The following is a 22,280-nucleotide window of genomic DNA, read 5'->3' on the forward strand; positions in this document are numbered from 1 at the left end:
GTGAGGCTCGCCTGCGAAAGGACCGGCACCGCCAGGTAGGGGTGCAACCCGAAGGCGAAGGGCATGGGCGGATCCAGGGGCCCACCCGTGTGGGTGACCGTGGCCTCGATCGCCAGGGCTCCCGGTTGCAACCGCAGCTCCAACGCCAGCCGGAAGGAGAAGGGATAGTGGGCTCGGGTGGTGCTGGGTCCATCCTCCAGGGTGAGGCGAACACCGCAGCCATCCGGCAGAGGATCGAGGCCCCAGGGCAGATCGCGGGCAAAGCCATGCTGGGAGAGCGGATAGCGCCCCTGGGGCAGCACCAGTTCGTTGCCGGCCAGATTGCCGCAGATGGGAAACAGCACCGGCATCCCTCCCCGCACCGACAGGGCGGGATCGGCGAACCGTTCCGCGTCGAAGTAGAGGATCTCGCGGCCGCCCCAGGGCCCATGGCAGAGCCAGCCGGTCAGCAGGCCGCCCCGTTCGGGTACCAGGCGCAGGGCATCGCCGCTGATCGGGTCGGTGAGGAGCCAGTGGGGATAGGGCTCAGAGCACGGGCGCAGCATCCGGCCGGGGATCCGCGGGCATCCCGACCGTAGGCGGAGTCTGCGCCGCCGGCAGCGCGGCCAGCCACGCGAGCAGGGCCCGGTTCACTTGATCGGGCACCTCATCGTGGGGGCAATGGCCGGCCTCCAGCACCACCTCACTGGTGGCCGCCGGCGCGTGGCGCTGGAAGGCGGCGCGGCGACCGGCGGCGTTGATCCAGGGATCGCGGATGCCCCAGAGCAGCAGCAGCGGTGCCTCCAGCTGGGCGAACAGCTCGTCCAGCGGCTGACCGCGGGGGATGTCGAACACGGTGCGGAACACCCCGAAGGCACCGGGATCGAGCGACGGGCGCCGGATCGCTTCGACCAGCTCCTCATCGACGTTGGTGCGATCCACATACACCTGCCGCAGGGTGCGGCGGATCGTGGAGGGTCGCCGCAGATTCTCGAACAGCAGGCGCTGCAGCACCGGGCTGCGCAGCAGGGCGCCGCCGATGGTGCGGCGGGCGATCGCCCCCCAGCCGGCGGGCGGAATCTGCTCGTCGCTGAAGGGCCCGGCCGCATTCAGGAGCACCACGCCAGCGGCCTGATCCCCCAGGGCCGCTCCGGCCGCCAAGGCCGCGAATCCACCCAGGGAGTTTCCCACCAGCACGGTGGGGCGTCCGATGCGCTCCTGCACGTAGGCGCAGAGCTGGTCGCGCCAGAGGGCGCCGCCATACTCCGGCCCGGCCGGTTTGGCACTGCGGCCGAAGCCCAGCAGATCGATGGCATGCACCTCGTGGTGCTCCGCCAGCACCGGGATGTTGTGGCGCCAGTGATCGGTGGAAGCCCCGAAGCCATGCACCAGCAGGATCGCCGGCCCCAGCGGCCTGGCTGGAGAGCGGCGCAGGCAGTGGATCGCATGGCCGCGGAACGACCAGGGCGGCGGGCAGGACCGTATGGGTTCGGCCGGAGAGAACACCACGGCAAGGCGTTGGGTGGTCGATGCTAGGCAGCACCGACGGGCTCACGCTCTGCCTGTCTCTCCCCGGATTGCCTGCCCGTTGCACTCCTTCCTTGCGCCGATCCCCCTCGCCGCCGCGGTGTTCAGCCCAGGACTCGACTGGGGTGGCCTGCTGCCCGGCATCGCCCTCTGGGCCCTGGCCCTCTATCTTCCGCTCAGCCGGCCCCTGGCCCGGTTGGAGCAGGCCCTGGCTGAGGGTCCCCTGGGCGAGATGGCGCAACAGGTTCTGCTCGCCCTCAGCAGCCTGCTCCTGGCCCTGGCGGTGGGCCTGCTCACGGAACTGGGGCTGGGCTGGGCACTGGGACCCAGCTGGGCCACGAGCCTCGGTCTGATGGGCGTGCTCGCCGGCCTGTTCTGGACCCTGGCCAGCCGTCGCGATGAACCCAGATCCTGAGCTGAGGGCGAAGGCCGGGATCAGCGCCAGTCCAGCCAGGCCAGATGCGGCACGATCGCTGCGGTCGAGGCGCGGTAAGCGGCGTAATCCGGATGGATGCCGAGAAGCTGACGCTCCTCTCGGCGGGCCTTGCCGCCCAGCACGGCGACGAGGCCAAGCAGCAGGGCCAGATGTAACAGGCTGCCCAGGGCCACGGTCACGCCGAGGGAACAGAGCAACACGGCCTGATACATCGGATGGCGGCAGCGGGCGTAGGCGCCGCTGATCATCAGGGCGGCGCCGGGGATGGGATCAGGCAGGGGGCTGAGGCTGGATCCCAGCCACCAGAAGGCCTGGGCCGCGAGGGCCAGGCCCAGCACGAACAGGGCCCAGCCCAGCAGTTCCACAGGCCAGGGCCAGACCCATCCGAAACGTGCCAGCGGGGGCCAGGCCGGCAGAGCATGGGCGGCTATCAGGATCAGCTGAGCCACCAGCCACCACTCACCGCGGCGGTTATCGAGCAAGCCGCCCCAACTGAGGCCCCAGTTCCGCACGACCGGCTGCTTCTCAACCATGGGACCAGGACCGAGCTTCTGCTCGCTTGGGATTCAGGCTGGCTGCTCAGCCGGTTCTGGTTTGCCGGCGAGCACAAAGCGCAGCAGGATCGGAGCCAGGAAGGTGGTGCCGATCACCATCAACAGGATGGCTGCATCGAGGGCGGGAGTGAGCAAACCGGCCTGAGTACCGAGCCCCAGGAAGATCAGACCGACCTCTCCACGGGGCATCATGCCGATGCCCACCACCAGGCGATTGGTCTTCTCCTTGCTGAAGTAGCTCCAGCCGGAGGCCAACTTGCCAATGATCGCCACCGTGAGCAGGAAAGCTGCCACGATCAGGCCCTCGCGATTTTCAGGATTCATCGGGTTGAGCACAGAAAGATCCATGCCCGTGCCGATCAGCACAAAGAAGATGGTGGCGAACAGGGCCACCAGCGGCTTCACCGTTTCCTGGATGGCATGGGTGTGCTTGGAGCTGCTCAGGATCAGGCCGGCCGCGAACGCTCCAAGAGCTGCTTCCAGGCCGATCGCCTGGGCCGCGAAGCACGAGAGGGAGAGCACCACAAAGGAGGCCACCACCACTTCTCCAGGGGCCTTGAGCTGATCCAGCACCCAGTCGAACAGCGGAGCAGCGGTGCGGCTGAGGAACAGGGCCGCTGCCACGAACACACCAGCGGCCACCACAAGCTTGAGGATCGGGCCGATCGAGAGGGTGCCGCCACCGGCCACGGCCACCACCACCGCCAGGATGACGATGCCGAGGATGTCGTCCAGGACGGCGGCGCCGATCACCGTCTGCCCCTCGCGGGTCTTGAGGTACTTGAGTTCGCCGAACACACTGGCGGTGATGCCGATGCTCGTGGCGGTCATGGCCGCGCCGGCGAAGACCGCCGGGATCAACGGGACATGGAAGAAGTAGAGCAGGCCAGCAGTGCCGAGGGCGAAAGGCAACACAACGCCGGTCACAGCCACCGTGGTGGCCTGCATCCCCACAGCCACGAGTTCATCAAGCTCGCTTTCCAGGCCGGTGAGGAAGAGCAGGGCATAGAGACCGATCTGGGAGACGGCCGCGAGATTGGGGAAGGTCTCCGCGTAGATCTCCCGCACCTGCTCGGGGCTCACCTCAGCCAGAGAGCTGAGCAGGTTCACGCCGAAATTCCCCAGCTGCGCGTGGGTTTCGGGAGGCACGATCAGGTGCAGACCCGACACACCGATCAGCACACCGGCAACCAGCTCGCCAAGAATCGTGGGCAATTGCAGCCGCACCATCAGCTCGGCCAGGGCTCTGGCGGCCACAAAGATCACCAGGAAACGGCCGACGGCGATCAAGGTTTCCGCCACCTCCATCTGGTGGTTGCCGATCTCGATCAGCAGCGGTGGGAAAGGCATGGAAGGACTGAAGTGGCGCGACGTTAAGTCGAATACCGAGGGATGTGGGTTTGCGGATCTCTACCGGACCATCAGGGCTGGCTATGGCAGTCATCGCTACCGTCGAACCGGCTGACCTGTGTCAGGTCCTGTGGACCTCGGCCATGCCCGCCACCCGGTCGTCCTTCCCCGGCAGCCCCCCATGACCGAGCACCAGCCCCTCACTCTGCGCCTGCCGACCCCGGGCTGTTACGCCGATCCCGATCGCAGCGGCCTCACCGCTGACGACGTGTTCGACGGCATGACCGAGCACCTCTTCTACACGCTCGGCAAGCTCGCCCCCTCGGCCAGCCGCCATGACCTCTACATGGCCCTGAGCTACGCGGTGCGCGACCGGCTGATGACCCGCTACCTGGCCGGCATCGAGGCGATCGTCGCCAGTCCCGCCCGGGTGGTGGCCTATCTCTCCGCCGAGTTCCTGGTGGGCCCCCAGCTCGGCAACAACCTGCTGATGCTCGGCATCCGGGAGGAAGCCGCCGAGGCCCTGCGTCGCTTCGGCATCAACGACTTCGAAGACATCCTGGAGGTGGAGGAGGAGCCAGGCCTCGGCAACGGTGGCCTCGGCCGCCTGGCGGCCTGCTTCCTCGAATCGCTCGCCTCCCTGGAGATTCCCGCCACCGGCTACGGCATTCGCTACGAATTCGGCATCTTCGACCAGCTCATCCGAGATGGCTGGCAGGTCGAAATCACCGACAAATGGCTCAAGGGCGGCTGGCCCTGGGAGATTCCCCATCCCGATCAGGCCTGCTTCGTCGGTTTCGGTGGCCACACCGAGAACTACCGCGACACCAACGGCTGCCTCCGGGTCCGCTGGGTGCCCGAGGAAACCGCGATCGGCGTCCCCCACGATGTTCCCGTTCTGGGTTATCGCGTCAACACCTGCGATCGCCTGCGTCTCTGGCGCGCCGAAGCCACTGAGACCTTCGATTTCTACGCTTTCAACATCGGCGACTATTACGGGGCCGTGGAGGAGAAGGTCGGTTCAGAGAATCTCTCCAAAGTGCTCTATCCCAACGACGGCACCGACGAGGGCCGCCGTCTTCGCCTGAAACAGCAGCACTTCTTTGTCAGCTGCTCCCTGCAGGACATGCTGCGCTCCCTTGAGGTCCGCGCCATTCCTATCCAGGAGTTTCCCTCCCACTGGGCCGTGCAGCTCAATGACACCCATCCCGCCATCGCCGTGGCGGAGCTGATGCGCCTGCTGCTGGATGAGAAGCATCTCGAGTGGGAAGAGGCCTGGCGCATCACCAGCCAGTCGTTGTCCTATACCAACCACACCCTCTTGCCGGAGGCCCTGGAGAAATGGGGCATTGAACTGTTTGGTTCGCTTCTGCCCCGCCACCTTCAACTGATCTACGAGATCAACCGCCGCTTCATTCAGCAGGTGCGCCTGCGCTATCCCGGCGACAATGAAATCCTTCGCCGAGTTTCGATCATCGACGAGGATGGTCCCAAGGCCGTGCGCATGGCCCATCTCGCCACGGTGGCCTCCCACCATGTCAATGGCGTGGCAAAGTTGCACAGCAGTCTGGTGAAGACCCAGCTGTTCCCGGATTTCGCTGCCCTCTGGCCCGAGAAGTTCACCAATGTCACCAATGGCGTCACCCCACGACGCTGGGTGGCGCTCTCCAATCCCCTGCTCTCGGGTCTGATCACCGAGGCGATTGGCGAAGGCTGGATCCGTGACTTCAGCCGTATCCAGGAGCTCGAGGCCTTTTCGGGCGACGCTGGCTTCTTGGAGCGCTGGGGTGCAACCAAGCTGGCGGTGAAACATCACCTGGCTAATTATATTCACCGCCACACAGGAGTGCTGGTGGATCCAGCCTCCATGTTCGACGTGCAGGTGAAGCGAATTCATGAGTACAAGCGCCAGCATCTCAATGCTCTGCAGGTGATTGCTCTGTATCTGCGCATCAAGAACGGCACCGCTGGGGGCGAGGCTCCGCGCACTGTCATCTTCGGTGGCAAGGCGGCGCCGGGCTACTACATGGCAAAGCTGATCATCCGCTTCCTCAGCGCCATTGCTGAGACTGTGAATGCCGATCCCGACATGCAGGGACGTCTGCGGGTGATCTTCCTGCCCAATTACAATGTTAAGCTTGGCGAAAAGGTCTATCCAGCCGCTGATCTTTCCGAGCAGATCTCCACCGCTGGCAAGGAAGCTTCTGGTACTGGCAATATGAAATTCGCCATGAATGGTGCCCTGACGATCGGCACCTTGGATGGCGCCAATGTGGAAATTCGCGAGCGTGTTGGGGCTGCAAACTTCTTCCTTTTCGGCAAGACCACCGAGGACCTGGCCGATCTTCATGAACGTGGCTACCGCCCCTGGGAGCTGGTGAACGACATTGCCGAACTGCCTGAGGTTCTGCGTCTCGTGGAGCAGGGGCACTTCAGCAGCGGTGACACCGACCTGTTCCGCCCCTTGCTGCAGAATCTCACCGGTCGCGATCCTTTCTTCGTGCTCGCCGACTTTGACGCTTACCTCAAGGCCCAGGCTGCGGTGAGCCAGGCTTGGTCCGATCCAGGCGGCTGGAACCGCATGGCCCTGCTCAATGTGGCCCGTAGCGGCTATTTCTCTTCGGATCGCTCTGTTGATGAATATGCCGAAAAGATCTGGAGAGCGCATCCTTTTCCAGTCAGAATCAGCTGTGAACTGGACTGAACGCCTGGAGCCAAGCAGAATCCTGTCGCTCAGCCCCGGTGGTCGGGCAGGTCGGGGGTCTGATGAAGCAAACGGTTCAGCCGCAGCCGATCGGCATTGAGCGGGTCTGGAGCCAGCTCACCGGCCAGTTCGCGGAACTTGCGCTCCACCTCCTCAGGTACGCGCACATCAAAGATGCGCTCCATGAGGGCCTCAATCGAGAACAGATGGGCATTGATGTTCTCCAGATCAGCCATGGCCTGCTGGATGGCTTCGTTCTCGGCCACTGGTGCTGTGCCACCACCAGCCTCAACGGCCGGGGCCACAGGGGGCTCCAGATCGCCGTATTGCTTCTGAAGGTCTTCGAGCACCCGGCCCGCCAGGGTGCGGAACGACTGCAGGGCCGCCCAATTCAGCTCCTGCTGCTGGCGCAGGGTTGGATTCTCGCGGATCAATCGGTCGTGTTCCCGATAGAAACGCTGGCAATCAGGGCATTGGCAGGGCTCGTCCGGCACCGCACTCCCCAGGTCTCATCAACGCCCATCATGGCACTGCACCGCCAAAGCGGACGAGTCCAGCCTGGAAGCAGGCTCAGGCCGAGGGCAGTTCCCCAGCACCCCAGTCCCCCAGGGGGCCGTCGTCGATCTCGAGATCGGCCATACCGGGCAGCGGAATCTCGATCGACGACACCACGTGGATCACGTCGCGCAGCCGCATTGAATCAGCGAACCAACCCATCGCCTGCTCCACATCACCGCGGCGCTCGGCATCAGTGGCCTGGTCTTCATGGGCCTCGGCCAGTAACGCCAGCCAGCAGAGGCAGCGAGCCTGCACGATCGAGAGATCCAGCTCGTCGGGTTGGGACGCGGCGATCCTTTCGCTTTCCTGCTGCACGAGAAGGCGCAGGCGCAGGTCGTGGAGCTGGGTCATGGGTGCGACGCACGACTCAGAACACGCTAGCCCCGGTGCCAGGAAACATCCAGTGCGCTACCTGTAGTGGTTGCTACGACTGATGCAGGCAGCGCTGGTGGCGGCGCCACTGCCTCGAACTGAGTTCCTCTCGATGCGCTGCGCCAAGGGGTGGACCCGCTTCCGAACGCTGGCCGTTCTGGCGATCCTGAAGCTGGACTTGGGATACGCGTGAATGACCGGGCCAGAGCTTTCCCGCCCCCTGATGGCGGCCCTGGCCTGTGCCCTCGGCTGGCTGGGGTGGAGTGTGGTGATCGGGTGGATCGGGCATCGCCTGCCCCTGTCGCTGCTGCGCCAAGACAATCTTCTGACCCGGCCCCGCCCCTGGGGGGAAATGGCTGGAACGTACGAGAAGCGGCTGGGAATTCGGCACTGGAAAGGCTGGCTGCCTGATGCGGGCAACGCGTTTCCGGGGGGGGTTCGCAAGGCCAGCCTGGTGAGCCGCGATCCGCTTCGGCTGGAGCGCCTGATCGCCGAAACCCGCCGTGCCGAACTGGTGCACCTGAGCGTGTGGCCCTTCTGGCTGGCCACGCTGGGCTGGATGCCGCCCTGGGGGGTCCTGATCAATCTGCTGTTCGCTACCGCGTTCAACCTTCCCTGCATCTGGTTGCAGCGGTTCAATCGCCTGCGTCTTCAGAACGCCCTGGCGCATGTCGCTCGGACCTCTGAGAGCCCCTTCAGGCCTTAAAACGGAAGATCTCTGCACCATTGCATTGCCTGTCCAATGGCCTGATCAAGCTGTTCGATGACTCTGCGCCAGGCCGGCCTGTGCTGACACTCACCCATCAGGCTCCGCCCGCCGACCCAGGGAAGAACAGAGAGCATGGGCAGCCGGAAGATTGGCGGCGGCCCATTGACCCTCTGGGAAGGCATCGTGATGCACAAGATAGCCCCCCTGTTCGTTCCGAACAATCGAGCAGCGTTCGTACATCGCCACCAGAAAACCGCAGCTAGATCCCTCCGCTCCGCTCTGGTTCGTCGTGTTGCGAGCCATGGCGATCACAACCTTTTTGTCTACAATCGGACCGACAAACCAGGAGCTGGCACAGGCGGGTCATTTCTTCATGCCCACCGCCACTCGGAATGCCCACCGCCACGCTGATCAGGTGCGAGGGCGCAGGGATGAGAGGCGATCCAGACGCAGTTGATGGTCCTGGCTGGTGAGGCTGCGGTAGCCCAGCAAGACCACCCCGAACACCCCGAGCGCAGTGGCGGCGGAGATCATGAACAGGATGACGATCTGGTAGCGAACGGCGGCCGCAGGGGCCGCACCTTCCAGGATCTGACCTGTCATCATGCCGGGCAGGCTGACCAGGCCCATCACCATCATTGAATTGATCGTGGGGATCATGGCGATGCGAATCGCATCCCTCACCACCGCGTTGCAGGCCTCCCAGCGGGTGCCACCCAGGGCCAGCCAGGCCTCCACCTGTTCCCGCTGGCTCAGCAGCCCCTCCATGAGGCGATCCAGGCCGAGGGAGATGCCGTTGAGGGTATTGCCCAGCACCATGCCCAGCAGAGGAATCAGGTACTGGGGCGTGAACCAGGGCTCAGGCTGGATGATCGCCACGATCGCCAGACCGGTGACCAGGGCCGAGGAGCCCATCACAGAAACCAGGCTGTTGCGATAGATCCCGGCGAAGCGCCGCCGTGTGCGCTGCACAGCCGAGATGCCGGCGATCAGGGCCATGACCAGAGCCAGCAACAGGATGGCCGGCGCATTGTCCTGGTGGAACAGCCACTCCAGCACCGATCCCACCAGGAGCAGCTGAACCACCATGCGGGTGGAGGCGATCAGCAGCGTGCGGCCCAGGCCCAGCCGTAGAAAGGCGGACAGGGCCACATTGACCAGGATCAGCAGGGTCGCCAGGGCGAGGCGGCCGTCGCTGATGCTGAGGGCTCCGGTGGTGATCGGCGTCATACGGTCAGATCCAGGCGGCGATTCCCGAAGCGGCGCAGCTGGTCGCCGTCGTGACTGGTGATCACGCAGGCCCGATCGCCCCCCTCCAGCCAGCCGGCCAGCAGGCTCTCCACCGCCTCCGTGGAGGCCGGATCCAGGGAGGCGGTGGGCTCATCGAGCAGAAGGATGTCGGGCTCGAGCTGCAAGGCACGCAGCAGATTGAGCAACTGTCCTTCACCTCCGGAGAGCCGCTCGGCGTCCAGGTCGAGAAAGGCCCTGTCACGTCCCAGGGTCTCCAACCAGCCCTCGAGGATGTCGGGCCGCCAGCGGCGTTGCTGATGGACGGCCAGCTGAAACACGGCCTGGAGGTTGTCTCGAACCGTGCCAGGGAACAGCACCGGCCGCTGGGCCAGATAGATCAGGCAAGATCGCCACACGGGCAGGCCCCAGGCAACAGGAGTGCGGCCCCGCAGCCAGAGCCTGCCCTGCTGCAGCGGATCCAGCAGGGCCAGGCTGCGCAGCAGCAGGGTCTTGCCGGCACCGGAAGGCGCCACCAGGGCCAGGCGATCACCGGGCTGCAGCTCCAGCTCCAGATCCCGCCAGAGCCAGCGTGAGCCCAGCTGGTGGAACAGCCCCTCTGCCCGCAGGAGCAGGGTGTCGTCCGTTCCCATGCCCCGTCCTGCTGGGTGGTGATGCGCCGGCCGCAACCCCTCGATGCTCGCGCCTGAGGATGGGTGGGTCACCCGTCCGTCCGCAGGGTTGCAGCCCCGCTGGAGCAGGCCACGATCGGGGCCGCGCGAACCGCCAGCATCACGCCCAGCAGGACCAGCCCCGTGCCCAGCAGTACCGGCGGGCCCAGCGGTTCCGCCAGCACCACCGCCGCACTGACGACTGAAACGGCAATGGTCAGGGATCCGACGATGGCCACGGTGGCCACGCTGAAGCGTTGGTAGCAGAGGCGCAGGCTCCACTCACTGCCCAGCACCACCGTGAGGGCATACAGCCCGATCACCCCCGCCACCCACCACAGCTGCAGATGCATGAAGTGCTCCGGGCCGTAGAGCACCAGACCGATTCCCAGAAAGATCGACGCCGCCAGCAACGACGGCAGACCGGTGGTGAGGCCGATGCCGAGGCCTTCCCGGCCCAGCTGCCTGGCCGTGACAGCACTGCAGGAGAAGCCTCCCACACCCACAATCCCCCAGGCCAGGCCCGACACCCGGCCCATCGCCATCGCTGCCCCGCTGTCCAGGGAGGCCAGGACCAGCCCAAGGGCGATCACTCCGGTGGTAAGCCAGAAGCGGCGGGGCAGCGGCTCGCCCAGCCACAGCACCGACAGCAGCGCCGAAGCCGGCAGCACCAAAGTGAACACCAGGGTCTTCTCGATCACCGCCAGGGCCTCGATGGCCATGTAGCTGCCGAGGGGCCCCAGCAGGCTCCCAGCCAGCATGTCGAGACCGAGAAGCTGCCACTGGCGCCGCTCCAGCCGGGGCAACTGCTGGCGGAGAGTCTGGTGGTCGGCCACCACCAGACTGGTGCCCACCACCACCAGGGCGAAGAAGAACAGGTTGCAGGCACTGATCGTGTTGAGGCCATCCACCGGATGGCGGGCGCCTTGGATCTGCAGCGCCCGCACGATGGTGCTCTCGAGACCCTTCAGCACGACATAGGCCAGCAGTGCCACCATGGCGATGCGGTCCACAAGCAGCCCCAAGCATCGTGCCGGTGGCAGCAGCCAGCAACCGACTTCTCGGTAGCCTCACCGCCATCGTCCTGACCAGCTGGGATGGGGTGGCGGCGGTCATGGCGGCACATCGAATCCCGGCATGTGAGCTTCTATGAAAGTTCCGGCTTGCTGCTGGCGGCGGCGGCGGTGCAGGGCAACCAGACGCTTGCCCTGATCGTGGAGCTCAGCGGGGAAGGAGAAACCTGGTTGGATGTGCTGCGCTTTCAGCTGGAGCCAGGGTCTGACGGCCAGATCCTGGTGGATCGGACCTCCAGGACGCCGATCAAACGCCGGCGCTGCCGAAGCTGACACCGTCGCCGGCCTCATGGATCCCCGGCGCAGGCGCTGACCGGAGGGGAAGGGTCGGTGGGGTGGATTCAAGGCGCCAGAGCTGGCGATGGAGGCGGAGCAGCTCCTGTCCCACGATGGCCTTCACCCCCAGGGACTGGAACACCGGGTTGGTCGTGAGGATGGCCTGCACCGGTGCGGCTGGCCTCCGGCCGGTGAGGCTGGGCCCCTGAACCCGCGTCATGCTGGCCGGTTGCTCGCCGCAGAAGCCCGCTACACGCAGAGTCTGACTGGGTCCGAGGGCCGGCAGCACCCCTGCCAGCTCCGGCGAAACGAACAACCCTTCGGCGCCGGTGTCGGCCAGGGCCTCCACCATGCCGGCGCGACTGCCGGTGGCCAGGGACAGCAGCGGCACGCCGCGGTGCCAGCGGAGGGGGATCGTTGCCTCGCCTTCGGCCCCGGAACTCCTGGGCGACGCCTGATCATCTGAGGCCCGGTCCGCGGCTTGCAGGGCACGGCGGCCGAAGGCCATGACGCCGCCGAGGGGATCGATCCAGAGCGGCAACTGGCGCAGCTGCGGAGCCCCCAGCACGCCGTCCACGTCCGGCGGCAGGCCACCGACCGGCAGCACCAGAGCCTCGACGCCGCTGAGGCTGAGAAGTCCCCCTGCCTTGAGAGTCTGCGTCAACAGGTTCAGCGGCGGCAGGGACGTGCGCCGCGGCCTCAGAGTGTCGCAACCCTTGCCGGCACCGGCAAGGCCGAAGTCGGCTGGTGGGATGGGGGTGCTGGGTCACCGAGCCTGCCAGGATTCCGGGCTTCAGCGCAGGGCCCTGGAGCTGGATCAGGGCCGCAATCGCCCCCAGCAACGAGGCCAGGCCCGCCGCCGGCAGCATCACCGGCGGCCCTGCACGATCACTGGCGGGGTGCCGCCTGAGGCACCGGGCAGGGCCGGCACCACGGAGGTCTGCCCGTCCCACTTGTCGAGGAAGAGCTTGTAGAGCACCTGGTCATCCAGGCTCTTGTTGAGGATCTCGTAGCGGAGGGCCTCCTGCTCGGCGATCTTCACCTCGGTCTGGGAGCGCAGCAGCCGCTGATCCGCGATCTGCTTCTGCTCGATGGCGGCGCGGTATTCCTCGGCGATCTGCAGGCCGGTGAGATCCAGGCCCTGCACCGTCACGTAATCGAACTTCTTCAGTTCCTCCGCCACCTTGTCCTGTACCAGTTCGGAGATGCTGTTCCACTCGGTGGCGATCGTGACCAGCTCGTACTGGGAGAACACCGACTTGAGCGCCTTCAGCAGCGAGGGCTGAATCACCCGCGGGTAGATCTGCTGATTGTCGGTGGCGATCGTTTCGAACACCCGGCCCGCTTCGCTGGGTCGGATCGCGTACTTCATCGTGGCCGTGGCCTCGATCACCTGCAGGTCTTTGGTCAGGGTGGAGAACTGCTCCGGTCTCACCTGGGTGCGCACATCAAAGAACGACGTGGCCTGAATCAAGGGAATCTTCAGGTTGGGGCCGGGTCGTCGCTCCCCGCCGGTCACCCGGCCCAGAGTCGTCACCACGGCCACGTTGCCGGCGGGAACGATGAAAATCGTCTGGCTCAGCAGGATCAGCAGGGCCACAATCCCCGCCACGACCAGCTGAAGTGCTGTGCCGAACCCATCACCACCGGCCGGTCGCATGGAACCTTGCATGAAGACCTTGATTGCCTGGGTGAACGCAAACCCTAGGCAGCCGGAGAGGGCGGTCCCGGCATGGCGGCAGCCCACAATCACGGCGGGCCAGGTCCTGGACGGGGCTGGCGGGACTCGAACCCACGACCTACGGTTTAGGAAACCGTCGCTCTATCCGGCTGAGCTACAGCCCCAGGGGGGTGACCTGGGAGCTCCATTATCGACATCGCCCCCTGACATGGCTGTGCCTACAGTCGCTGAAGAAAGCAGGCGAGGTGGTCGCGATCGGAGACGCTGTGCCTTTCGGGGTGCGGTGGCGTCCGGTTGAGGAAAGTCCGGGCTCCCCAATGGCCAGGCTTGCTGGGTAACGCCCAGTGCGGGTGACCGTGAGGAGAGTGCCACAGAAACACACCGCCGATGGCCGGTCACCGGGGCAACCCGACCCGTGCACAGGTAAGGGTGCAAAGGTGCGGTAAGAGCGCACCAGCAGCATCGAGAGGTGCTGGCTTGGTAAACCCCGGCTGGGAGCAAGGCCCAGGGACAACGGTTGGCCATGGCACCCGTCCCGCCCCCAATGCGCCGCTCGAGGCCGCCGGTAACGGCGGTCCCAGACAGATGATCACCCTCCTCGCCCCCGGGCGGTGGAGAACAGAACCCGGCTTATGTCCTGCTTTCCCTCCTTGCCCCCGATCCCGCCCAAGCCCTGACGCCCGCACATGCCTGCGACGCCCCGGCCGCAGCCCGCCCTTGCGCCGCAACGACGCCACCAATTGCTGGCCCTGCTGCGGAGGCTCCGCCTGGATCCCAGCGCTGCCGGTGGCCCCGGTGACGGCCCCGCAGCGCTGGCCCCGATCGATGAAGCCCTGACCCACACCTCCGCCGGTCTGGCGTATCACCACGAGCGGCTGGAGTTTCTCGGTGATGCAGTGCTGCGACTGGCGGCGGCGGAATATCTGCAGCGGGAGCATCCCGATCTGAGCGTGGGTCAGTGCTCAGCCTTGCGCGCCCAGCTGGTGAGCGACCGCTGGCTGGCGGAGCTGGGGGAGAGCTGCGGCCTGGCGGATGTGGTGCAGATCGGCGCCATGGCCGAGGGCGACCTCGCCGGCCGCCGCACCGTCCTGGCCGAAACCTGCGAGGCCCTGATCGGTGGCCTCTACGAAAGCTGGGGAGGGAGTCTTGAGCCTGTGCATCTCTGGCTGGATTCCCACTGGCGGCACACCACCGCTGCGCTGCTTGCTGATCCGGATCAGCACAACTGGAAATCGGCCCTGCAGGAATGGAGCCAGGGCCAGTCCCTGGGCTTGCCCGTCTACCAGTGCCAGGAGCGCAGCCGCCGCCACGCAGACCCACGGCGGTTTGTGTGCCGCGTCAGCCTCGCTGGCTCCACCGCCACCAATGGGGCGGAGGAATCCCTGGGTGAAGGCTGGGGGGGCTCCCGTCGTGAAGCTGAGCAACAGGCCGCCAGGGCCGCTCTGCAGCACATTCGCAGGCAACAGTGCTGAAAGCACTGCCCGCAGGACAGTCAGTGCACGACGCGCAGCGTCAGGAAGGGAGGCACAGGCAAAATGGAAACGTCACTCCTGGGCCAGGGCAGTCAGCGGCATGGTCACGAGCTTGTCCCAGTTGCCGCCTTCAAACAGCACCGCCGCCCGGCTGCCGCTGATCCGCTGCACAAAGCCTCGGTAACCGTTGTAGATCGAGCGGGCGTCGTTCACTACCACAGTGGAGCCGGGCAGGATCGGAAGGTCAGCCATGGAAGAAGCCCGGAGCGGGCCGGCGCGTGGCGTCATTATCGGGGGTTCGGGGGCAGGACACAGGCGATGAGCGAAACCGAGCTGCTCGTGGTGGGCCGGGTGGTGGCCGCCCAGGGCCTGCAGGGGGAGGTGCGGGTGCTGCCCCTGAGCGATTTCCCGGAGCGGTTCACCCGCCCCGGTGCCCGCTGGATGAAGGGTCGCCAGGGCCCACCGCGGCAACTGGTGCTGCAGCGGGGCCGGCAGCTGCCGGGCAAGGAGCTGTTTGTGGTGTGCTTTGAGGGCATCAACAGCCGCGAGGCGGCTGAGGCGCTGGTGGGCGACGAGATGCTGGTGCCCGCCAGCGACCGCCCGCCGCTGGCCGATGGTGAGTTCCATGTGCTCGATCTGGTGGGGCTGGAGGTGCGGCTGCTGCCGGACGGGGAGGTGATCGGCACCGTGCGCGACCTGATCCATGCCGGCAATGACCTGCTGGAGGTGGAACGCACCGCTGGCGGAGACTCGGCGTCCCGCTCCCTCCTGATTCCGTTTGTGGAGGCGATCGTTCCGGAGGTGAACCTCACCGAAGGCTGGATCGGCCTGACCCCGCCCCCCGGCCTGCTCGATCTCTGAGGCGACACCTCATGAGGCTTCAGGGTTGATGCCTCCCCGGTGGCCTGGAGCGACAGCGGTTCCGATTGAATGGGAATCCCCCACATCCGCACCGGGACATTCCATGGCGCCCTCCTCCTCCGCCCCCCTGGTGCCGGTGATCCTCTGTGGTGGCACCGGCACCAGGCTGTGGCCGCTGTCGAGGGCGAGCTACCCCAAGCAGTACTGGGCCCTGGCGGGTGATGCCGAGGAAACGTTGCTGCAGCAGACCCAGCAGCGGCTGGCGGGTCTGCCTGGGCTGGCAGCGCCGCTGTTGATCTGCAACGAAGATCACCGCTTCATCGTTGCTGAGCAGATGCGTCAGATCGGCGTGGAACCGGCGGCGATTCTGCTGGAGCCGGTGGCGCGCAACACGGCTCCGGCGGTGGCGGTGGCGGCGCTGCAGGCCACCAGCCGTGGTGAGGACCCCCTGCTGCTGGTGCTGGCGGCCGATCACGTGATTCGCGATCTGACCCGCTTCCGAGCCACGGTGCTGGCGGGCATCCCGGCGGCGGCGGCAGGCCAGCTGGTCACTTTCGGGATCGTGCCCAGCGCTCCGGAAACCGGCTACGGCTACATCGAAGCCGAGGCCCAGGAGCCGATGGCGGCCGGTGAGATTGCGGCCCCGCTGCCGATCAGACGATTTGTCGAGAAGCCGGATCGGGCCACCGCTGAGCAGTTCCTGGCCAGCGGCCACTTCACCTGGAACAGCGGCATGTTTCTGTTCCGTGCCAGTGCGATTCTGGCGGAACTGGACCGGCTGGCCCCGGAGGTGGTGAGTGCCTGCCGGGCGGCCCTGGATCACGACAGCAGCGACCTGGAATTCCTGCGGCTGGAGCGTGAGGCCTTCGCCGGCTGCCCGAACGTGGCGATCGATGTGGCGGTGATGGAGAAGACGAAGCTGGGAGCCGTGCTGCCGTTGGCGGCGGGCTGGAGCGATGTCGGCAGCTGGAGCGCCCTGTGGGAAACGGCCGACCAGGACGAGGCGGGCAACGTGCTGCGGGGCCGGGTGATCAGCCAGGACAGCCGCAACTGTTATCTGCGCAGCGAACACCGGCTGGTGGTGGGGCTGGGGGTGGACGACCTTGTGGTGGTGGAAACGGACGATGTGGTGCTGGTGGCCCATCGGGACCGGGCCCAGGACGTCAAAGGGGTGGTGGGGTTGCTGGAGCGCGCCGGTGCGCCGGAAAGCAAGGCGCACCGGCGCATCTACCGGCCATGGGGCCATTACGACGGCGTCACCGAAGGGGAGCGCTGGCAGGTGAAGAAGATCCAGGTGAAGCCCGGTGCCAGCCTGTCGCTGCAGATGCACCACCACCGGGCCGAGCACTGGGTGGTGGTGAAGGGCACGGCGATGGTGGAAAAGGACGGTGTGGAGGAGCTGGTGGGGGAGAACCAGAGCACCTACATCCCGCTGGGGGCCAAGCACCGGCTGAGCAACCCGGGCAAGATTCCTGTGGAGCTGATCGAGGTGCAGAGCGGCCCCTACCTGGGCGAAGACGACATCGTCCGCTTCGAGGATCGATACGGCCGCAGCGAAAGAAGACTGGGAACACTGGCATGAAGTCTATGTCCCAGGAAGCAGGCGGTCGCAAGAGCAGACTTGAATAGGCATCGGTTGAAGATGTCAGTCATACATTTGGGCATTCTTGACCCTTTCCAGCCAGCCGCACTGATCCAGGGACGAGTGGATTTTCTCCATGATCAGAGCTTTTTTTGCGGTGTTTACGCCAAGATCATTTTCCACTGGGAACTGTTGAAAAGAATATTTTCCCTCGTTTTCCAGGCCTAGCATTCCCAGGACATCGTCAGAGCCGATCAGCTCTTTGAAGCCGACAGCCTTGACGAATCCCAGTGCGTGCATTGCTTTCAGGAATGGCGTGTGTTCCGCCACCGAAAGAACGGAGCTTCCTGGAAGAGTGCTCTCAAGCTCTGACTGAGACTGAATGTATTCGCGGGGGGACTGCGCGGGGAGGCCGCCTGCAGTTCTTTGGAAGTATGTACGACTATATTTTGAAGCCAAGTAGGAAACGGGCTCTCGCAGGCAAACCACAATCCGAGGCGTGAACCCCGCCGCTGTGCAAGCCTTTGCCAGGGGGTGAACAGGAAAGACCACGTCGCGACCCGGACCTACTAGATGCGATCCATTCAGGGATGCAGCCGTATCCAGCAGGCGCTCAGTCGACAACAGAACGCGGCCGCCAACCGCAACACGCACAAGGCGACTGATCGCCTCCGAAAGAAAAGCCCTGACCGCATCCTCCCGCGGGGGCGACTCCTGGGCAAGGTGGAAAGACATGGTCAGGATGTATCGGAGTGCCTGCTCTCGAAGCTCCTGGGTCATGCCACCTGCGGGCAGCCCCGCAAAGAATTGTCCGGCATCCCGAAGGCCCCACGAATGCATCAGTGCGCTGTGATGGGGTCTTTTCCCGCAATAGGAAGAGTTTTGAATGTGCGGGAAAATATATTTCTGGAGAACAGTGGTGCCGGTTCTGGGGGCGCCAATGTGCAGGGTGATTTGAGCCACGACCTCCCTCGCATTGCATCACGCCACCATAAAGGATGGCGATTGCGTCAGAATCTGCATCGACGCTCGCTGGGGCTTGCGCCTGTCAGGTGAAGGTATTGATTGCCAGCCAGGTTATTCCACCGTGACGCTCTTGGCCAGATTGCGCGGCTGATCCACGTCCAGGCCCCGGTGGGCAGCGATGTGATAACTGAGCAGCTGCATCGGGATCACGGTGAGCAGGGGGCTGAGCATCTCCTCCACCTCTGGCATGGGCAGCAACTGGTCGAACAGGGTGGTGTCCGGGCCTTCAGGAGCCACGCCGATCAACTGGGCATCGCGGGCCTTGGCCTCCTGGGCATTGCTGAGCACCTTCTCGAACACCGGGCCGGGCATGGCGATCGACACCACAGGCACCCGGGCATCGAGCAGGGCAATCGGGCCATGCTTCATCTCGCCGGCCGGATAGCCCTCGGCATGGATGTAGCTGATCTCCTTGAGTTTCAGGGCACCCTCCAGTGCGATCGGGTAGTTGATGCCCCGGCCCAGGAAGATCACGTCCTGGGTGTCGGCGAACAGGTGGGCCAGCTCCTCACAGCGGCGGTCGTGGTCGTTCACGAGGTCCTGGAGCAGGGCCGGGATCTGGCGCAGGTCTTTTGCCAGGGAGCGCAGCCGTTCCGGGGGGCAGCCGGCCCGACCGCCACCACGGCGCTCCGCGAAGGCCAGCGCCAGCCCATAGAAGGCCAGCAGCTGGCCGAGGAAGGTCTTGGTGGCCGCCACCCCCACTTCGATGCCGGCGCCGATGTCGAGGATGTGGGGCACCAGACGGCCCAGGGAGCTCTCCGGACGGTTGGTGATGCCCAGCAGCTTTGGGGCATAGGCCGGATCGGCCACCAGCCGGCGCCGGTCCCGCTCCATCGCCAGGGCCGCCAGGGTGTCCGCCGTCTCGCCGGACTGGGTCACCCCGATCGTGAGCGTGTGGGGGACCAACGGCGGCGGTGCATACCGAAATTCGCTGGCGTAATAGACGCTGGTGGGGATGCCGGCCAGCTGCTCCAGCAGGTGGGCTCCCACCTGGGCGGCATGGCGGCTGGTGCCGCAGGCCAGGATCTGGATCCGCTCCACCTCCTCATAGACCACCTCATCCAGCGGTAGGGCCACAAGGGCCAGCCCATCGGCACCGGGCCCCGCCCCGCCGCCATCGTCCTGAGACTCTGGCCTGGGGTGCGGCAGGTGCCGGGCCACCCACAGGGCCGCTGTTTCCGGTTGTTCATGGATCTCCTTGAGCATGAAGTGGCGGAAGCTGCGCTTGTCGGCCACGTGCTCGGTGCCGCTCAGCAGCGATGGGGTGCGTTCCACCCGCTCCCCCTGGGCGTCGTAGAGCTCAATGCCCAGGGGTGTCAGCAGCGCCACCTCGCCATCCTCAAGCGGCAGGATCGTGCGGGTGAATCCGGCCAGGGCTGGGGTGTCGCTGGCGCAGAGGAATTCCCCCTCGCCCAGGCCGATCAGCAGCGGCGCGGCCCGCCGGGCCACCACCAGGGCCCCAGGAGCCTCGGCCCAGACCAGGGCAAGGGCATAGGCGCCCTGCAGCAGCGGCAGCACGTCCTGCACCGCCTCGAGCAACAGCCGCCCACCGATGCGGCGGCCCTGCTGGCGGAGTTCCGCCAGTCGCCTCGCCACAAGGTGGGGAATCACCTCGGTGTCGGTGTCGGAACGGAACACAACGCCGCCAGCTTGAAGCTCCTCCCGGAGGCTGCGATGGTTCTCGATGATGCCGTTCTGGACCACCGCCAGACGGCCGCTGCCATCGAGATGGGGATGGGCGTTGCGCTCCTCCGGCTTGCCATGGGTGGCCCAGCGGGTGTGGCCGATGCCGCAGTGGCCCGGGGCCCCATCGGCCTCGTAACGGGCTGTGAGATTGACCAGCTTCCCCTCAGCCCGGAGGCAGTGCAGCAGGCCTTTCGTGCTGGGCACATCCGAGGATGTGGCGCCATCCACGCAGCCGGCATTCACCGCGGCCGCGTCTACGGAGAGCGCCTCCACAGTGGCGATGCCGGCCGAGTCATAGCCGCGGTATTCCAGCTGTCGCAGCCCTTCCAGCAGCTGGGGAGCCACCTCCCGCGATCCGATCAGGGCAACGATGCCGCACATAGGGGCGTCTGCAGCGGGAAGGGCAAAAAAAAGCCCGGCGGTGGGCCGAGCTGAGCTTATTGGGAGCCGATTCTTTCAGATGGCTTGCGGCTGTAGCATGGAGACCGCATTCCCTCAGGAAGGCCCTCTCTCTGCCGCACTGCGACAAGCTGATTGGTCGCTGAGCTGAAGCTGGCTGTTCAGCTCCAATTCAGTAGGCCAGGCCCATGGAGCGGCTGGTCTCATCGCCCAGGTATACGCGGATTGAGAGGAAGTCCGTGGGGCAAGCGGTTTCACAGCGCTTGCAGCCGACACAATCCTCGGTGCGGGGAGAGGACGCGATCTGGCCGGCCTTGCAGCCATCCCAGGGCACCATCTCGAGCACGTCGAGGGGGCAGGCGCGCACACACTGGGTGCAGCCGATGCAGGTGTCGTAGATCTTGACGGCGTGGGACATGTGCCTCGGTGCGGAGGTGGCCGGTAACGAACGGCGTGGCCACGAACGTACCCACACCGGCCGGAGAGCAGGTCGGCGGGGCGCGAGGCCGTCACCCTTGTTCATAAGTCCGAGGGGGGCGGTTCAGGGCGACCCGTAGGATGCGGCCTCCCTCCCCAGCGGCCATGTCCCAGGAAGCGATCTTCGAGAAAGTCCGTTCGATCGTTGCCGAGCAGCTCAGCGTCGACGCCGGCGAGGTGAAGCCCGAATCCAACTTCCAGAACGATCTGGGCGCCGACTCGCTCGATACCGTCGAGCTGGTCATGGCCCTGGAAGAGGCCTTTGACATCGAGATTCCCGACGAGGCTGCCGAAGGCATCACCACGGTCGGCGATGCCGTCAAGTACATCCTGGACAAGCAAGCCTGAGGCGATTGATGGTGGAGGGATTCCACCGCGTCGTCGTCACAGGTCTCGGCGCGGTCACACCGATCGGAAATGACGTTTCCCAATACTGGGAAGGGTTGAGCGCAGCACGTAATGGGGTGGCACCGATCACCCTGTTCGATGCGGCGCGCCATGCCTGCCGCTTTGCTGCGGAAGTCAAGAACTTCGATTCCAAGGGTTGGCTGGAGCCCAAGGAAGCCAAGCGCTGGGACCGGTTCTGCCAGTTCGGTGTTGTGGCGGCCAAACAGGCCGTGGGCCATGCCGGCCTCGTGGTCGACGAGAGCAATCAGCACCGCGTCGGCGTTGCGATCGGCTCCGGCGTGGGCGGCCTGCTGATGATGGAGACCCAGGCGCACGTGCTCAAGGATCGCGGGCCGGATCGGGTCAGTCCCTTCTGCGTGCCGATGATGATCCCCAACATGGCCACCGGCCTCGCGGCGATCGCCCTCGGCGCCAAGGGACCGAGCACCGCCGTGGCCACGGCCTGCGCCGCCGGCTCCAACGCCATCGGCGATGCCTACCGCCTGATCCAGATGGGTCTGGCGGACGTGATGATCTGCGGTGGTGCCGAATCGGCGATCACGCCCCTGGGTGTGGCTGGCTTTGCCAGCGCCAAGGCGCTTTCGTTCCGCAACGATGATCCCGCTACTGCCAGTCGCCCCTTCGACGCCGAGCGCAACGGTTTCGTGATCGGAGAAGGATCGGGAATTCTGGTCCTGGAGAGCCTGGAACACGCCAGGGCCCGCGATGCCGAAATCCTGGCCGAGGTTGTGGGGTACGGCATGACCTGCGATGCCCATCACATCACCTCCCCATCTCCGGGAGGCGTTGGAGGCGCTGAGGCGATGCGGCTGGCCCTGCGCGATGCGGGCCTCGAACCCGAGCAGGTCGACTACGTCAACGCCCACGGCACCAGCACCCAGGCCAACGACAGCAACGAGACATCGGCCATCAAGGCGGCCCTCGGTGATCATGCCTACCGGATTCCGGTGAGCTCCACCAAGTCGATGACCGGCCACCTTCTCGGCGGCAGCGGCGGCATCGAGGCCGTGGCGGCGGTGCTGGCGATTGGCCACGACCTCGTACCCCCTACGATCAATTACCAAAATCCGGATCCGGCCTGTGATCTGGATGTCGTTCCCAACCAGGCCAGGGAACAGAAGCTGAACGTGGTGCTCTCCAATTCCTTCGGTTTCGGTGGTCACAACGTCTGTCTCGCCTTCCGTCGGATGCGCTGATCCCGGCTCTCCCGGGCCCGGCCCACGGACTCCTCTACCCCTTACCCCTTCGCTGC

General features: G+C 65.8%; 23 protein-coding genes, 1 tRNA gene, 1 other RNA gene and 1 pseudogene. 10 read left to right on the forward strand and 16 right to left on the reverse strand.

Annotated features, from left to right (window positions below; all coding sequences use genetic code 11):
- Both VB716_RS00005 and VB716_RS00010 read right to left on the reverse strand, forming a co-directional pair.
- A pseudogene (locus tag VB716_RS00005) lies at positions 1 to 545 on the reverse strand (galactose mutarotase); the annotation flags it as partial.
- The gene (locus VB716_RS00010; protein WP_416223855.1) at positions 526 to 1,488 is read right to left on the reverse strand and encodes an alpha/beta fold hydrolase; all 963 of its coding nucleotides are present in this window, start codon (positions 1,486 to 1,488) and stop codon (positions 526 to 528) included. The pseudogene VB716_RS00005 and the gene VB716_RS00010, both read right to left, overlap by 20 nt.
- Positions 1,489 to 1,567: 79 nt before the next feature.
- Between VB716_RS00010 and VB716_RS00015 the strand changes: the two genes are divergently transcribed.
- A complete protein-coding gene (locus tag VB716_RS00015; RefSeq protein ID WP_370594797.1) occupies positions 1,568 to 1,921 on the forward strand; it encodes a hypothetical protein in 354 nt (117 codons plus the stop codon).
- A gap of 20 nt (positions 1,922 to 1,941) precedes the next feature.
- Here VB716_RS00015 and VB716_RS00020 read toward each other — a convergent pair whose 3' ends face one another.
- Together VB716_RS00020 and VB716_RS00025 are read right to left on the reverse strand one after the other, a co-directional pair.
- The gene (locus VB716_RS00020) at positions 1,942 to 2,475 is read right to left on the reverse strand and encodes a methyltransferase family protein (RefSeq protein ID WP_197171169.1); all 534 of its coding nucleotides are present in this window, start codon (positions 2,473 to 2,475) and stop codon (positions 1,942 to 1,944) included.
- A gap of 33 nt (positions 2,476 to 2,508) precedes the next feature.
- Complete coding sequence (locus VB716_RS00025; protein ID WP_197158068.1) at positions 2,509 to 3,846, reverse strand: cation:proton antiporter; 1,338 nt, start codon at positions 3,844 to 3,846, stop codon at positions 2,509 to 2,511.
- 181 nt (positions 3,847 to 4,027) lie between these two features.
- Here VB716_RS00025 and VB716_RS00030 point away from each other — a divergent pair, with 181 nt between their 5' ends.
- Positions 4,028 to 6,550 carry a glycogen/starch/alpha-glucan phosphorylase gene (locus VB716_RS00030; RefSeq protein WP_323269392.1) on the forward strand — a complete coding sequence of 841 codons (2,523 nt, stop codon included), beginning with the start codon at positions 4,028 to 4,030 and terminating at the stop codon, positions 6,548 to 6,550.
- Between the two features lie 29 nt (positions 6,551 to 6,579).
- On the opposite strand, the gene VB716_RS00035 is transcribed toward VB716_RS00030, so the two are convergent.
- Both VB716_RS00035 and VB716_RS00040 read right to left on the reverse strand, forming a co-directional pair.
- Entirely contained in the window at positions 6,580 to 7,044 is a 465-nt protein-coding gene (locus VB716_RS00035; protein WP_197158072.1) for a hypothetical protein, read from the reverse strand.
- Positions 7,045 to 7,120: 76 nt separating this feature from the next.
- The gene (locus VB716_RS00040) at positions 7,121 to 7,459 is read right to left on the reverse strand and encodes a hypothetical protein (RefSeq protein WP_197158074.1); all 339 of its coding nucleotides are present in this window, start codon (positions 7,457 to 7,459) and stop codon (positions 7,121 to 7,123) included.
- Positions 7,460 to 7,703: 244 nt separating this feature from the next.
- Here VB716_RS00040 and VB716_RS00045 point away from each other — a divergent pair, with 244 nt between their 5' ends.
- Positions 7,704 to 8,186, forward strand: a complete 483-nt coding sequence (locus VB716_RS00045) for a hypothetical protein (RefSeq protein WP_231605483.1) — start codon at positions 7,704 to 7,706, stop codon at positions 8,184 to 8,186.
- A 414-nt stretch (positions 8,187 to 8,600) separates the two neighbouring features.
- On the opposite strand, the gene VB716_RS00050 is transcribed toward VB716_RS00045, so the two are convergent.
- The 3 genes from VB716_RS00050 to VB716_RS00060 form a co-directional block, all read right to left on the reverse strand.
- On the reverse strand, positions 8,601 to 9,419 hold the full coding sequence (locus VB716_RS00050; protein WP_197158077.1) for an ABC transporter permease: 819 nt from the start codon (positions 9,417 to 9,419) through the stop codon (positions 8,601 to 8,603).
- A complete protein-coding gene (locus VB716_RS00055) occupies positions 9,416 to 10,069 on the reverse strand; it encodes an ABC transporter ATP-binding protein (RefSeq protein ID WP_197158079.1) in 654 nt (217 codons plus the stop codon). The genes VB716_RS00050 and VB716_RS00055 overlap by 4 nt, the downstream gene beginning before the upstream one ends.
- Before the next feature lie 68 nt (positions 10,070 to 10,137).
- Complete coding sequence (locus tag VB716_RS00060; RefSeq protein WP_197158081.1) at positions 10,138 to 11,112, reverse strand: hypothetical protein; 975 nt, start codon at positions 11,110 to 11,112, stop codon at positions 10,138 to 10,140.
- 114 nt (positions 11,113 to 11,226) lie between these two features.
- On the opposite strand from VB716_RS00060, the gene VB716_RS00065 reads away from it, so the two are divergent.
- Positions 11,227 to 11,433 (forward strand): hypothetical protein, encoded by a 207-nt coding sequence (locus VB716_RS00065; protein WP_197171162.1) that lies wholly within the window; start codon positions 11,227 to 11,229, stop codon positions 11,431 to 11,433.
- Here the strand turns inward: VB716_RS00065 and VB716_RS00070 are convergent.
- The 3 genes from VB716_RS00070 to VB716_RS00080 form a co-directional block, all read right to left on the reverse strand.
- Positions 11,408 to 12,100 (reverse strand): hypothetical protein, encoded by a 693-nt coding sequence (locus VB716_RS00070; protein WP_323269393.1) that lies wholly within the window; start codon positions 12,098 to 12,100, stop codon positions 11,408 to 11,410. The two genes, VB716_RS00065 and VB716_RS00070, sit on opposite strands and share 26 nt — an antisense overlap.
- A gap of 204 nt (positions 12,101 to 12,304) precedes the next feature.
- Positions 12,305 to 13,108, reverse strand: coding sequence for a prohibitin family protein (locus VB716_RS00075; RefSeq protein WP_197158085.1), 804 nt, complete (start codon positions 13,106 to 13,108; stop codon positions 12,305 to 12,307).
- A 99-nt stretch (positions 13,109 to 13,207) separates the two neighbouring features.
- A tRNA-Arg gene (locus VB716_RS00080) sits at positions 13,208 to 13,281 on the reverse strand.
- A gap of 69 nt (positions 13,282 to 13,350) precedes the next feature.
- Here VB716_RS00080 and rnpB point away from each other — a divergent pair.
- Both rnpB and VB716_RS00090 read left to right on the forward strand, forming a co-directional pair.
- Positions 13,351 to 13,765: RNase P RNA component class A (gene rnpB / locus VB716_RS00085), an RNA gene on the forward strand.
- Between the two features lie 38 nt (positions 13,766 to 13,803).
- The gene (locus VB716_RS00090) at positions 13,804 to 14,589 is read left to right on the forward strand and encodes a ribonuclease III family protein (RefSeq protein WP_323269394.1); all 786 of its coding nucleotides are present in this window, start codon (positions 13,804 to 13,806) and stop codon (positions 14,587 to 14,589) included.
- A 72-nt stretch (positions 14,590 to 14,661) separates the two neighbouring features.
- On the opposite strand, the gene VB716_RS00095 is transcribed toward VB716_RS00090, so the two are convergent.
- Positions 14,662 to 14,841, reverse strand: a complete 180-nt coding sequence (locus VB716_RS00095; protein ID WP_197158089.1) for an NAD(P)H dehydrogenase subunit NdhS — start codon at positions 14,839 to 14,841, stop codon at positions 14,662 to 14,664.
- Between the two features lie 66 nt (positions 14,842 to 14,907).
- Between VB716_RS00095 and rimM the strand changes: the two genes are divergently transcribed.
- Both rimM and VB716_RS00105 read left to right on the forward strand, forming a co-directional pair.
- Positions 14,908 to 15,450 (forward strand): ribosome maturation factor RimM, encoded by a 543-nt coding sequence (gene rimM, locus VB716_RS00100; protein WP_197171156.1) that lies wholly within the window; start codon positions 14,908 to 14,910, stop codon positions 15,448 to 15,450.
- Between the two features lie 103 nt (positions 15,451 to 15,553).
- Positions 15,554 to 17,032: a mannose-1-phosphate guanylyltransferase/mannose-6-phosphate isomerase gene (locus VB716_RS00105; protein ID WP_197158093.1), complete on the forward strand. Its 1,479-nt coding sequence runs from the start codon at positions 15,554 to 15,556 to the stop codon at positions 17,030 to 17,032.
- Between the two features lie 63 nt (positions 17,033 to 17,095).
- Here VB716_RS00105 and VB716_RS00110 read toward each other — a convergent pair whose 3' ends face one another.
- The 3 genes from VB716_RS00110 to psaC form a co-directional block, all read right to left on the reverse strand.
- Complete coding sequence (locus VB716_RS00110) at positions 17,096 to 17,995, reverse strand: hypothetical protein (protein WP_323269395.1); 900 nt, start codon at positions 17,993 to 17,995, stop codon at positions 17,096 to 17,098.
- Between the two features lie 114 nt (positions 17,996 to 18,109).
- Positions 18,110 to 20,125, reverse strand: coding sequence for a glutamine--fructose-6-phosphate transaminase (isomerizing) (gene glmS / locus VB716_RS00115; protein ID WP_197171151.1), 2,016 nt, complete (start codon positions 20,123 to 20,125; stop codon positions 18,110 to 18,112).
- Between the two features lie 190 nt (positions 20,126 to 20,315).
- The gene (psaC, locus tag VB716_RS00120) at positions 20,316 to 20,561 is read right to left on the reverse strand and encodes a photosystem I iron-sulfur center protein PsaC (protein WP_007099573.1); all 246 of its coding nucleotides are present in this window, start codon (positions 20,559 to 20,561) and stop codon (positions 20,316 to 20,318) included.
- Between the two features lie 164 nt (positions 20,562 to 20,725).
- Between psaC and acpP the strand changes: the two genes are divergently transcribed.
- Positions 20,726 to 20,968, forward strand: a complete 243-nt coding sequence (gene acpP, locus VB716_RS00125) for an acyl carrier protein (RefSeq protein WP_197158099.1) — start codon at positions 20,726 to 20,728, stop codon at positions 20,966 to 20,968.
- Between the two features lie 8 nt (positions 20,969 to 20,976).
- Positions 20,977 to 22,224 carry a beta-ketoacyl-ACP synthase II gene (gene fabF, locus VB716_RS00130; RefSeq protein ID WP_197158100.1) on the forward strand — a complete coding sequence of 416 codons (1,248 nt, stop codon included), beginning with the start codon at positions 20,977 to 20,979 and terminating at the stop codon, positions 22,222 to 22,224.
- Positions 22,225 to 22,280 lie beyond the last annotated feature (56 nt).

This window comes from Synechococcus sp. CCY9201, assembly GCF_034931105.1.
Taxonomy (GTDB): Bacteria; Cyanobacteriota; Cyanobacteriia; order PCC-6307; family Cyanobiaceae; genus CBW1002.

Bases quoted from the DNA above. Each gene is read 5' to 3' on its own strand.
- VB716_RS00020 (WP_197171169.1), bottom strand. From the start codon at position 2,475: ATGGTTGAGAAGCAGCCGGTCGTGCGGAACTGGGGCCTCAGTTGGGGC.
- acpP (WP_197158099.1), top strand. From the start codon at position 20,726: ATGTCCCAGGAAGCGATCTTCGAGAAAGTCCGTTCGATCGTTGCCGAG.
- fabF (WP_197158100.1), top strand. From the start codon at position 20,977: ATGGTGGAGGGATTCCACCGCGTCGTCGTCACAGGTCTCGGCGCGGTC.
- VB716_RS00090 (WP_323269394.1), top strand. From the start codon at position 13,804: ATGCCTGCGACGCCCCGGCCGCAGCCCGCCCTTGCGCCGCAACGACGC.
- VB716_RS00075 (WP_197158085.1), bottom strand. From the start codon at position 13,108: ATGCAAGGTTCCATGCGACCGGCCGGTGGTGATGGGTTCGGCACAGCA.
- VB716_RS00025 (WP_197158068.1), bottom strand. From the start codon at position 3,846: ATGCCTTTCCCACCGCTGCTGATCGAGATCGGCAACCACCAGATGGAG.
- VB716_RS00045 (WP_231605483.1), top strand. From the start codon at position 7,704: ATGGCGGCCCTGGCCTGTGCCCTCGGCTGGCTGGGGTGGAGTGTGGTG.
- VB716_RS00030 (WP_323269392.1), top strand. From the start codon at position 4,028: ATGACCGAGCACCAGCCCCTCACTCTGCGCCTGCCGACCCCGGGCTGT.
- VB716_RS00095 (WP_197158089.1), bottom strand. From the start codon at position 14,841: ATGGCTGACCTTCCGATCCTGCCCGGCTCCACTGTGGTAGTGAACGAC.
- VB716_RS00050 (WP_197158077.1), bottom strand. From the start codon at position 9,419: ATGACGCCGATCACCACCGGAGCCCTCAGCATCAGCGACGGCCGCCTC.
- glmS (WP_197171151.1), bottom strand. From the start codon at position 20,125: ATGTGCGGCATCGTTGCCCTGATCGGATCGCGGGAGGTGGCTCCCCAG.
- VB716_RS00105 (WP_197158093.1), top strand. From the start codon at position 15,554: ATGGCGCCCTCCTCCTCCGCCCCCCTGGTGCCGGTGATCCTCTGTGGT.
- psaC (WP_007099573.1), bottom strand. From the start codon at position 20,561: ATGTCCCACGCCGTCAAGATCTACGACACCTGCATCGGCTGCACCCAG.
- VB716_RS00055 (WP_197158079.1), bottom strand. From the start codon at position 10,069: ATGGGAACGGACGACACCCTGCTCCTGCGGGCAGAGGGGCTGTTCCAC.
- rimM (WP_197171156.1), top strand. From the start codon at position 14,908: ATGAGCGAAACCGAGCTGCTCGTGGTGGGCCGGGTGGTGGCCGCCCAG.
- VB716_RS00040 (WP_197158074.1), bottom strand. From the start codon at position 7,459: ATGACCCAGCTCCACGACCTGCGCCTGCGCCTTCTCGTGCAGCAGGAA.